Below are 2,845 nucleotides of genomic sequence, written 5' to 3'. Positions count from 1 at the left end.
TGCTCCAACCGCTCCAGGATTTCCTCCAGCGTCGCCCGGCCCGGCCCGGGTTCACTCGCACCGGTGTGTGCGACATTGTTCGGGTTCACCCACGCCCACAGCTCCGCGCCGAAAAGTGTTCGCCCAGTGGCATCGAATGCCGCCGGATCCTTGGCCTGCTTTTGTCCGGTTGCAATCGCGAACCGCCGCGCCAGCATTGGGCGCAAATGCCGGTCCCAGTCGGCCCGGGTTGACTCCGACCGGTGAATCAGTGTCTGAGTCCGCGACAGCCAACTGCGCAGCGATTCCTCGAGAGCGTTCGGGATCGTCGACGACGTCGCTTCGAAATCGCGCCCAAGGAACTGGCGCACGCTGATCAACGCGAAAAGCACCCCGGCACCTGCCGCCCAGAAGACGAGCCGGTGATCGTGCAGCGACAGCGCGGCCAGCTCCGCGCTCAGCACCAGGGAAACACCAAGTGCTATCAGTCTTTTCATACTGGACTCCCCATGTCGGCGAGAACCAGCTGTAAGACGCGAAGTGCTCTGCTCCGATGCTCCTCGGTCATCACGTGTGGGCTGAAGCGCGCCTCTTCGAACAGGTTCACCAGCTCAGCGGCATTGTCGACGTGCAGCGCGTGGTGTTCGACCGCCCTCGCCAAAACCTCTGTCGGAGTGTCGAAATCCTGCGGTGCCGCTCCGGGGAAATGCCGCAGTTCGCGTTCCATCGCGGCATAGCACGCGATGATCGCCTGCCGCGGCTCGTGACTGGGGTCCTCGATCTCGGCCAACCCGCTTTCGGCCGCACGCACCAGGGAGGACGCCGCGGCGGCGGAAATCGGTTCGCCGATCGGCGAAAGCGCAGAGCTGCTCGGCTCGGCGGCCCGACGCCGGCGGGCCACGATCGCGCCGGCGGCGATCATCGCCAGCAATGCCACCGTGCTCGCGATGAGATAGCGCAACACGTCACGATCGGTGTCGGCGACCTTCGACCCGGGTGGTCGCGGCGCGCTGTTCGCGGGCGCGGGCACGGCGGACTGTGGGGCGGACTGCGGCTGCTCGATTGCATGCGGGCCGACGAACTGCGACAGCATCCACACCAGAAGCAGCCAGGCCAGCAACACCGTGCCCCCGATCAACAGCACGCGCCATGCCGGTCGACCGTGACCACCGGAAAACCGGTCCGACAGCGGACTGGCGCTGGACGCGACACGGCGCGGATTGCGCAATCGGGTGATCAGCGCCACGGCCACGATCACCAGCGAGACGGTGAGTAGGGCCGCAACGTACAGCAGCGATGAACCACTGTGCGGTGGTTGTTGCCGGCCGGCATGCTCGGCGCCGGGGAGATATCCGCGCAGCGACGCGGCGATAGCGATCAAGAGCGCGATCACGGCGACCACGCGGCCCGTCGCCTTATCCATCATTGGCACACCACTCGACCGGTTGCCTGCCGCTGTTGCGGCCTTCTGGCCATCCTGGCACGTAAACCGTCCGGACTGCCAGCGATCGGTGCAGTTCAGTGACGCTCGGCCAACTCCGCAAGCCGGTCAAGGGAGGCCCGAAGCTTCTCGCTGCTCGTAGCGCGGGCGCGCGGAAGCCGCATTTGATCAGTCAAGTCAGACCAGTCGTAGGTGTGGGTAACCCGGGTGCGGTCGTCGCCCAACGGCTCGAGCTCCCAGCGCCACAGATGACCCGGCGGCGGTTGGCCTACCTCGGATGGAGTCCACGCGATGCTACGGGCTTCAACGAAGTCGACAACGTGGTTCTCGCGGATGCTGTCACTGGTCAGCGTCATGCGGAACACCTCACCGACGGCCCGGATCCGTTGCCCCGGTTCAGCTTTGACGAGGTTGTCATTGCCGTCCCACAGCGGCTGCTGTGAGGGGTCGGCAATCAGCTCGAAGATCCGTTCCGCGCTAGCCGCGATCTCGCGGGTCGCGCTCACCACCCTGGGGACGTCGGCGTCGTCGGCCATAGAGCAATTAAAGATCAGCCCCGCCGATACGTCGCAAGGTAGGCCGGTAGTTGGATCGCCGGATCGAGGTCGTCGGCGGGGATCGGCGTTCCCGCCTGCAGGGTGAGCGGCAGGACGCCCGCCCAGTGTGGCAAGTCGGTGTCTTCCGGGTCGTCGACGGGCCCGCCGGTACGCACCTTGGCGGACACCTCGGCGAGATCGAGCGCCAGCACGGCGGTCGCGGCGAGTTCGCGGGTGTTAGGTGATCTGGTGTCGGTGGACCGCCCGGGCGCGACGTGATCGAGCAGCGCTGCGAACGCGCGCAATTTCTCCTCGCTGTCCTGCACCAGGCGCGCGTTGCCGAGGGCGACCACCGACCGGAATTCCATCGAGTGGTGCAACGCCGACCGGGCGAACACCAGGCCGTCGACCAGGGTGGCCGTGACGCAGACGGGCAAGCCGCCCGACGAACCTGCGGCCAGCATCGGGCCGCTGCCGGTGGATCCGTGCAGGTAGAGCGTCTCGCCCAGCCGCGCATGGGTCGTCGGCAACACCACCGGTCCATCGGCACCGACGAACCCGACATGACAGATCAGGGCCTCGTCGAGAATGCCGTGAACGGTGGCGTGGTCGTAGCGGGCGCGCTCGCGATACCGGGTCGGGGTGGTCCGGCTAGTGGGTGCGTATGCCGATCCTGCAGACATGGTTGCCTCCGCTTTTGCACTAGTACATAATTATTTCTGTGCCAGAACAATACATGATCCGCGGTGCCGGTGCCGAGTCGATCGCATCCGACGTCGAAGAGGCCATCTCCACCGGCGCCCTGGCGCCCGGGACCGAGCTGCCACCGATCCGGGAGCTGGCCGCTCAGCTCGGCATCAACGCGAACACCGCCGCCGCGGCCTACCGC

General features: G+C 66.6%; 5 protein-coding genes. 1 reads left to right on the top strand and 4 read right to left on the bottom strand.

All coding sequences use genetic code 11. The features are described from left to right. The 4 genes from WAN02_RS03960 to WAN02_RS03945 all read right to left on the bottom strand — a co-directional run. Positions 1-476 (bottom strand): hypothetical protein (locus tag WAN02_RS03960; RefSeq protein ID WP_422262875.1); only part of this gene is annotated, 476 nt, incomplete at its 3' end. Next, positions 473-1,402 (bottom strand): DUF4129 domain-containing protein, encoded by a 930-nt coding sequence (locus WAN02_RS03955; RefSeq protein ID WP_422262877.1) that lies wholly within the window; start codon positions 1,400-1,402, stop codon positions 473-475. The genes WAN02_RS03960 and WAN02_RS03955, both read right to left, overlap by 4 nt. Positions 1,403-1,497: 95 nt before the next feature. Next, positions 1,498-1,956 carry an SRPBCC family protein gene (locus WAN02_RS03950; RefSeq protein ID WP_422262874.1) on the bottom strand — a complete coding sequence of 153 codons (459 nt, stop codon included), beginning with the start codon at positions 1,954-1,956 and terminating at the stop codon, positions 1,498-1,500. Positions 1,957-1,970: 14 nt separating this feature from the next. Continuing rightward, positions 1,971-2,639, bottom strand: a complete 669-nt coding sequence (locus tag WAN02_RS03945) for a pyridoxamine 5'-phosphate oxidase family protein (RefSeq protein ID WP_422262873.1) — start codon at positions 2,637-2,639, stop codon at positions 1,971-1,973. 38 nt (positions 2,640-2,677) lie between these two features. Here WAN02_RS03945 and WAN02_RS03940 point away from each other — a divergent pair. After that, a partial coding sequence (locus WAN02_RS03940; RefSeq protein WP_422262876.1) for a GntR family transcriptional regulator occupies positions 2,678-2,845 on the top strand: 168 nt, incomplete at its 3' end.

This window comes from Mycobacterium sp. (assembly GCF_049281135.1).
Lineage (GTDB): Bacteria > Actinomycetota > Actinomycetes > Mycobacteriales > Mycobacteriaceae > Mycobacterium.
The sequence above is the reverse complement of the archived record's forward strand: the minus strand, read 5'-3'. Positions and strand labels throughout refer to the sequence as shown.